Raw genomic sequence first — 6,520 nt, forward strand, 5'->3', positions numbered from 1 at the left:
CACCCCGCTATGTCGTGGCCCGAAGGAGTTCCCGTGATGCCACAGTTTCTGTCCACATCTGATGCCGATTTCGAGGCCCGTTTTACCGCCCTTCTGGGTGCCAAGCGCGAGGATAGCCCCGATGTCGATCATATCGTGGCGGAGATCATCGCGGATGTGCGGGCGCGTGGTGATGTGGCGGTGCTGGACCTGACGTCCAAGTTTGACCGGCTGGACCTGACCCCGCAAACCATGCGGTTCAGTGCCGCCGAGATTGAGGCCGAATGCGCCAAGGTCAGCGACGCCGACCGTGCGGCCCTTGAACTGGCCGCCGACCGTATCCGCGCCTATCACAACCGCCAGATGCCGGAAGATGCGATGTGGACCGATGAGGCAGGCGCGACCTTGGGCTGGCGCTGGACGCCGGTTTCGGCGGCGGGGCTTTATGTGCCGGGGGGGCTGGCCTCTTATCCCTCCTCGGTCCTGATGAACGCTATTCCGGCCAAGGTCGCTGGTGTCGCCCGATTGGCGATTGTCGTGCCGACGCCTGATGGGGTCACAAACCCGCTGGTGCTGATGGCGGCAAAGATTGCGGGCGTGGACGAGATTTACCGCATCGGCGGCGCGCAGGCGATTGCGGCACTGGCTTACGGGACCGAAACGATTGCGCCTGTCGACAAGATCACAGGGCCGGGCAATGCCTTTGTCGCCGCCGCCAAACGGCGGGTTTTCGGCAAGGTCGGGATCGACATGATCGCAGGCCCCTCAGAGATTCTGGTGATCGCGGACAAGCATAACGACCCCGACTGGATCGCGCTTGATCTGCTCAGCCAAGCCGAGCACGACGAAAGCGCGCAGTCGATCCTGATCACGGATGATGCTGGCTTTGGTCAGGCGGTGGCAGCCGCCGTCGACAAGCGGCTTGAAACGCTGGAGCGCCGTGCGATTGCAGGGGCAAGCTGGCGGGATTTCGGGGCGGTGATTACCGTCAAGGACTTTGACGAGGCCGTGGCCCTGTCCGACCGGATCGCGCCCGAGCATCTGGAGCTTTGCACGGCCGATGCCGATGCGCTTTCCGAAAAGATCACCCACGCCGGTGCGATCTTCATTGGGGGTTGGACACCGGAAGCCATCGGCGATTACATTGGTGGTCCAAATCACGTTTTGCCGACGGCCCGGTCGGCGCGGTTTTCCAGCGGGTTATCAGTTATGGATTTCATCAAACGCACCACCCTGTCGCGCATGACGCCCGACGCTTTGGCAGCCATTGGCCCTGCCGCCGAACGGCTTGCCATATCCGAAAGCCTTGAAGCGCATGGCCTGTCCGTGCGGGCACGACTGGACCGTTTGAACAGGGGGGACGCATGAGCAAGATCATCCAGATCGAGATCGACGACCGCAATCTGCCGCCCCCCACGCCAGAGATCGACCAAGAGCGCAAGGTCGCCATGTATGATCTGTTGGAGGACAACAGCTTTTCGATGCCGCTGCGCGACGACCGCGACGTGCCGCGCGGTCCTTATATCTTGGGTCTGTCGATCAAGGAACGCCGTCTGGTGTTTGATCTCAAGCAGGAAAACGGTGATCCGGCCGGAGAATTCCACCTTTCGCTGGGACCGTTCCGGCAGGTGGTCAAAGACTACTTCCAGATTTGCGCAAGCTATTTCGACGCAGTGAAAACCCTGCCGCCCAGCCAGATCGAGACGATCGACATGGCGCGCCGCGGCATCCACAACGAAGGTGCGCGCGTGCTGCAAGAGCGGCTTGAAGGCAAGGCGGATGTGGATATCGACACGGCGCGCCGCCTGTTTACCCTCATCTGCGTTTTGCACTTCGGGGGCTGACAAATGGCAGATGGCAGCACATACCAGCCCCTGCCGCAGTCAGTGCTGTTTTGCTGTGATCACAACTCTGTCCGTTCGCCCATGGCCGAAGGGATCATGAAAAAGCTATTCGGAACAAGGTGTTATATCCAGTCTGTCGGCGTCAAGAACGACATGGAGATTGACGGGTTTTCCGTCACCGTCTGCGCAGAAATCGGTGTCGAACTGTCGCGCCACCGCTCGCGGTCATTCGATGAAATGGCAGATTGGGGCGATGATCTATCGTCCTTCGATCTGGTTCTTGCCCTGTCCCCCGCCAGCCAGCGGCGCGCGCTGGACCTGACCCAGTTCCACCATCTTGAAGTGGAATACTGGCCGATCCTTGACCCCACAGGCCTGGGCGATAACCGCGAAGACCGTCTGGCGCTTTACCGGCAGGCCCGCGACCAGATCATGAAACGCCTCACAGACCGCTGGGGGCCCGGACAAGGTGACATAGATGACTGATGCAACCCCGATATTGCGCCGCTACTTTGATGCGTTCAACGCAGGCGACGTTGACGCCATGCTGGCGGAACTTTCCGATGACGTGGCCCATCACGTCAACGAGGGCAAAGTGCGCCACGGCAAGGCCGCTTTTGCGGAATTCTGCGCGCATATGAACCGCTGCTATCGCGAGAACCTGACCGACATCGTGCTCTTTTCGGCGGAAGGTGGTAACCGTGGCGCAGCAGAGTTTACCGTGAACGGCACCTATCTTGCCACCGACAGCGGCTTGCCAGAGGCCAAGGGGCAAACTTATGTTCTGCCCGGCGCCTCTTTGATGAGCTTGAAAGACGGCAAGATCACCCGCGTGACCACCTATTATAATCTGGCCGATTGGCTGCGTCAGGTGTCATGAGCATCAGCGTCCGTCCTCTGACGGGCGATGATCTGGCCGCCGCCCTGCCCGATCTGGCGCGCCTGCGGATTACGGTTTTTCGGGACTGGCCCTATCTTTATGATGGCACCTTCGACTACGAACACCGCTATCTGCAAAGCTACCGTGACAGCGCGGATGCGATCCTCGTGGGCGCATTCGACGGGGACCGGTTGATCGGGGCCGCGACCGGCACGCCGATGGAAGATCATGCCGATGATTTTGGCGCGGCTTTTGCCCAAAGCGACTGGGCCCTGACCGATATCTTTTACTGCGCGGAATCGGTGCTATTGCCCGCCTATCGTGGCCAAGGGATCGGACATGCGTTTTTCGACGCCCGCGAGGCCCATGCGCGACGGATGGGACGGCGCTTTGTCGCCTTTTGTGCCGTGATGCGCCCGGTAGACCATTCGCTGCGCCCTGCGGATTATGCGCCGCTTGATCCGTTCTGGCGCAAACGGGGTTATATGCCGCTGACGGGTGTGCAGGCCGCGTTTTCGTGGCAGGATATTGATGAAACCACGCAAAGCGCCAAGCAAATGCAGTTTTGGGGAAAGAACCTATGAAAATCGCCGCCGCAGCCTATCACCCGCAATGGCATGACACGTGGGACGCGATGGCAGCAAAGCTGACCGCTTGGGTGACCGAGGCGGCAGACCAGGGGGCAGACCTTCTGGTCTTTCCCGAATATGCGGGGGTCGAGGCCGGTTTGATCGGATCGCCCGATACCGCACCCAAGACCGCACCCGCCTGGGCGGCACATCTGGCGGATCGCGCGGCGGATTGGGTCCAGTTGCATGCTGATCTGGCCAAGCAGTATGGCGTCTACATCGTGGCCGGCAGCCTGCCGTGGACCACCCCGCAAGGCTTGGTGAATGCGGCCCCGTTTTGTGCGCCTGACGGGTCCTGGTCGCTTCAGGAAAAGCTGATCCTGACCCCTTACGAGCGTGAAGAGATGCATCTGTCCCCCGGCACAGACTTGCAGCTCTTTGAAACTTCTCTTGGCAAGATCGGCATCCTGATCTGCTATGACAGTGAATTTCCCCTGCAAGCGCGGGCCTTGGTCGCAGCGGGGGCCGATCTCATTCTGGTGCCGTCCTGTACCGATTTCCCCGCAGGGCAAACGCGGGTACGCCAGTCCTGCCGCGCTCGCGCAATCGAAGGGCAATGCCTGATCGTACAGGCCCCTTTGACGGGCGTCGTGCCCGATTGCGAAATCATTGATCAAAGCACCGGACGCGTCGGGTTCTTTTGCCCGCCAGACCACGGATTGCCGCCTGACGGGATTATCGCGCAAGGTCAGACAGATGACCCGGCCTGGGTCATTGCCGATGTGGACCCGCAGGCCATCGCGGGAGCACGCAAAACCGGTCAGGTTGGTAATTTCACCCATTGGGCGGAACAAGATGACCGCATCAAAACCGTCACACAGGTGCCCTTGGGCTGATTAGCCCTTGAAAAGCGCACGGTTCAGGCGCATTTAGGCGCCGTCCGCATCTATCAGCGGAAGTGAAACATAGGAGATCACATGGCCAAGGAAGAACTGCTCGAATTCCCAGGTGTCGTGAAAGAACTTCTGCCAAACGCGACGTTTCGGGTCGAGCTGGAAAACGGCCATGAGATCATCGCGCATACGGCAGGCAAGATGCGCAAGAACCGCATCCGGGTTCTGGCTGGCGACAAGGTACAAGTCGAAATGACACCTTACGATCTGACCAAAGGTCGGATCAACTATCGCTTCAAGTAGCGTGAAGCCCTGCTTCGCGCCGCACGGTTAAAGTCTTGCCGCAAGGCAAAGGCAGGGCCGGAGCGAGATTGCGGCTGACAATATGACAACCCTGCCCCCCCATCCTGATCTGAAACTGATCCTTGGCTCTGGTTCGCCCCGGCGGCTGGAGCTTTTGGCACAGTTGGGTTTGACGCCTTTTGCGGTGCGTGCCCCCGATATCGACGAGGATGTGCGCAAGGGCGAATTGCCGCGCGACTATGTCAACCGGATTGCGGCCGAAAAGGTGGCGGCTGTCCAAGCCGCAGATGATGAAGTTGTCCTCTGCGCCGACACGACGGTGGCGCTGGGTCGGCGCATCATGGGCAAACCTGCCGATGCAGCCGAGGCAGCAGCGTTCCTTTTCGCCCTCTCGGGTCGCCGCCACAAGGTGATCACGGCCTTGGCGGTGAAGCGGGGCGACAGGATATGGCACAAAGACGTGCAAAGCACGGTCGCCTTCAAGCAGTTGTCGGACACGGAAGTGAATGCTTACCTTGCCTCGGGCGATTGGCAGGGAAAAGCGGGCGGCTATGCGATCCAAGGACCGGCGGGCGCTTTCATTCCATGGATCAACGGCTCTTATACCGGTATCGTCGGACTGCCACTGACGGAAACGGCGGGTCTGCTCACAGCCGCTGGCATCATATTGCACGGGGGAACCCCATGAAGGGCCGCACGATCATTCTGGACCACATCGGAGATGTCGAAGCCGCCGCCTATCTGGTCGATGGCAAGCTGGACGATATCCTGATCGATCATCTGGATGCCCCGCGCCCCGGTGCGATTTTTCGCGGCATCTGCGACCGGCCGATCAAAGGCCAGGGGGGCATGATGCTGCGCCTGCCCGACGGCGAAACGGCATTTCTGCGCCAAGGCAAAGGGCTGCGCCCAGGTCAGGCGATGCTGGTCCAGGTCACGGGCTACTCCGAGGCGGGCAAAGCAGTGCCTGTCACCGACCGCGTGCTGTTCAAAAGCCGCTATGCGATTGTGACGCCCGGCAAACCCGGCCTGAATATCTCGCGCCAGATCACCGATGAAGACACCCGCGATGAACTCTTGGCGCTTGCCCATGAGGTCTTCGACAGCCAGCACGGGCTGATCCTGCGATCCTCTTGCGACGGGGCGGACGAGACCGAAATCGCGGAGGATATCGTGGCGATGCTATCGCTGGCCGATGCGGTGCTTGCGGATGCCGAAGGCAGCACGCCGGAAGCCCTGACCGAAGGCGACGGGCCGCATACGCTGGCCTGGCGGGATTGGACGGGTGCTGCCGAGATTGTGACAGAGGCAGGTGCCTTTGCCGAACATGGCGTGCTGGACCAGTTGCACCAGCTTGGCAGCCCGATGGTCCCTTTGGGCGAAGGGACCATGTATGTGGAACCGACGCGCGCCTTGGTCGCTGTGGATGTTAACACTGGCAACGATACCTCTCCTGCGGCGGCCCTCAAAGCCAACCTGGCCGCGGCGCGTGCGCTGCCTCGGGCTTTGCGTGTGCGCGGGCTTGCTGGACAGATCACTGTTGATTTCGTGTCCATGTCCAAGGCCCACCGCAAACAGGTTGAACAATCCCTGCGCGCCTCTTTCAAGTCCGATCCGATTGAAACCTCGCTGGTCGGCTGGACTCCGATGGGGTTGTTCGAGTTGCAGCGCAAACGCGAACGCCCGCCCTTTCCGGCAGCTCTGCTAGAGGATCTTTGATGGCCTGCCCGATCTGCGATAAAGCGACCGAAACCGCCTTTCGGCCCTTCTGTTCAAAGCGCTGCGCCGACATTGATCTGGCGCGCTGGTTCAGTGGCGGCTATGCCATTCCTGCGGACAATCCTGACGATGCCGAAGAGCTGGAAAACCAACTTCAGCAGGCGGACAGAGACAAACCGCATTAGAGCTATGATTTTGATGCACTTCCCTCTGGACACCCTCTGCCGCCACGTCTAAAACCCCGCTACCCGACGAAGCGCTGATGCGCATACGTCCCGGTGCCCGGGTAGCTCAGGGGTAGAGCAGTGGATTGAAAATCCTCGTGTCGGTGGT

The 6,520-nt window shown here is 60.6% G+C and carries 10 protein-coding genes; all 10 read left to right on the forward strand.

Annotation, left to right across the window (positions count from 1 at the left end):
* The first annotated feature begins 36 nt into the window (after positions 1–36).
* The 10 genes from hisD (at position 37) to NWQ23_RS13820 (ending at position 6,372) form a co-directional block, all read left to right on the forward strand.
* Entirely contained in the window at positions 37–1,347 is a 1,311-nt protein-coding gene (gene hisD / locus NWQ23_RS13775; protein WP_306166958.1) for a histidinol dehydrogenase, read from the forward strand.
* Positions 1,344–1,823: a UPF0262 family protein gene (locus NWQ23_RS13780; RefSeq protein ID WP_306166959.1), complete on the forward strand. Its 480-nt coding sequence runs from the start codon at positions 1,344–1,346 to the stop codon at positions 1,821–1,823. The genes hisD and NWQ23_RS13780 overlap by 4 nt, the downstream gene beginning before the upstream one ends.
* Before the next feature lie 3 nt (positions 1,824–1,826).
* Positions 1,827–2,309 carry a low molecular weight phosphatase family protein gene (locus NWQ23_RS13785; RefSeq protein ID WP_306166960.1) on the forward strand — a complete coding sequence of 161 codons (483 nt, stop codon included), beginning with the start codon at positions 1,827–1,829 and terminating at the stop codon, positions 2,307–2,309.
* Entirely contained in the window at positions 2,302–2,703 is a 402-nt protein-coding gene (locus tag NWQ23_RS13790; RefSeq protein WP_306166961.1) for a ketosteroid isomerase-related protein, read from the forward strand. Before NWQ23_RS13785 ends, NWQ23_RS13790 begins: the two co-directional genes overlap by 8 nt.
* Positions 2,700–3,287 carry a GNAT family N-acetyltransferase gene (locus NWQ23_RS13795; protein WP_306166962.1) on the forward strand — a complete coding sequence of 196 codons (588 nt, stop codon included), beginning with the start codon at positions 2,700–2,702 and terminating at the stop codon, positions 3,285–3,287. Before NWQ23_RS13790 ends, NWQ23_RS13795 begins: the two co-directional genes overlap by 4 nt.
* A complete protein-coding gene (locus NWQ23_RS13800; protein ID WP_306166964.1) occupies positions 3,284–4,168 on the forward strand; it encodes a carbon-nitrogen hydrolase family protein in 885 nt (294 codons plus the stop codon). Before NWQ23_RS13795 ends, NWQ23_RS13800 begins: the two co-directional genes overlap by 4 nt.
* 81 nt (positions 4,169–4,249) lie before the next feature.
* Entirely contained in the window at positions 4,250–4,468 is a 219-nt protein-coding gene (infA, locus tag NWQ23_RS13805; protein WP_007205486.1) for a translation initiation factor IF-1, read from the forward strand.
* 82 nt (positions 4,469–4,550) lie between these two features.
* Positions 4,551–5,156: a nucleoside triphosphate pyrophosphatase gene (locus NWQ23_RS13810; protein WP_306166970.1), complete on the forward strand. Its 606-nt coding sequence runs from the start codon at positions 4,551–4,553 to the stop codon at positions 5,154–5,156.
* The gene (locus tag NWQ23_RS13815) at positions 5,153–6,187 is read left to right on the forward strand and encodes a ribonuclease E/G (protein WP_306166971.1); all 1,035 of its coding nucleotides are present in this window, start codon (positions 5,153–5,155) and stop codon (positions 6,185–6,187) included. Before NWQ23_RS13810 ends, NWQ23_RS13815 begins: the two co-directional genes overlap by 4 nt.
* Positions 6,187–6,372, forward strand: coding sequence for a DNA gyrase inhibitor YacG (locus tag NWQ23_RS13820; protein WP_306166972.1), 186 nt, complete (start codon positions 6,187–6,189; stop codon positions 6,370–6,372). The genes NWQ23_RS13815 and NWQ23_RS13820 overlap by 1 nt, the downstream gene beginning before the upstream one ends.
* The last annotated feature ends 148 nt before the right edge of the window (positions 6,373–6,520 follow it).

This window comes from Yoonia sp. (assembly GCF_030731595.1).
GTDB lineage: Bacteria > Pseudomonadota > Alphaproteobacteria > Rhodobacterales > Rhodobacteraceae > Yoonia.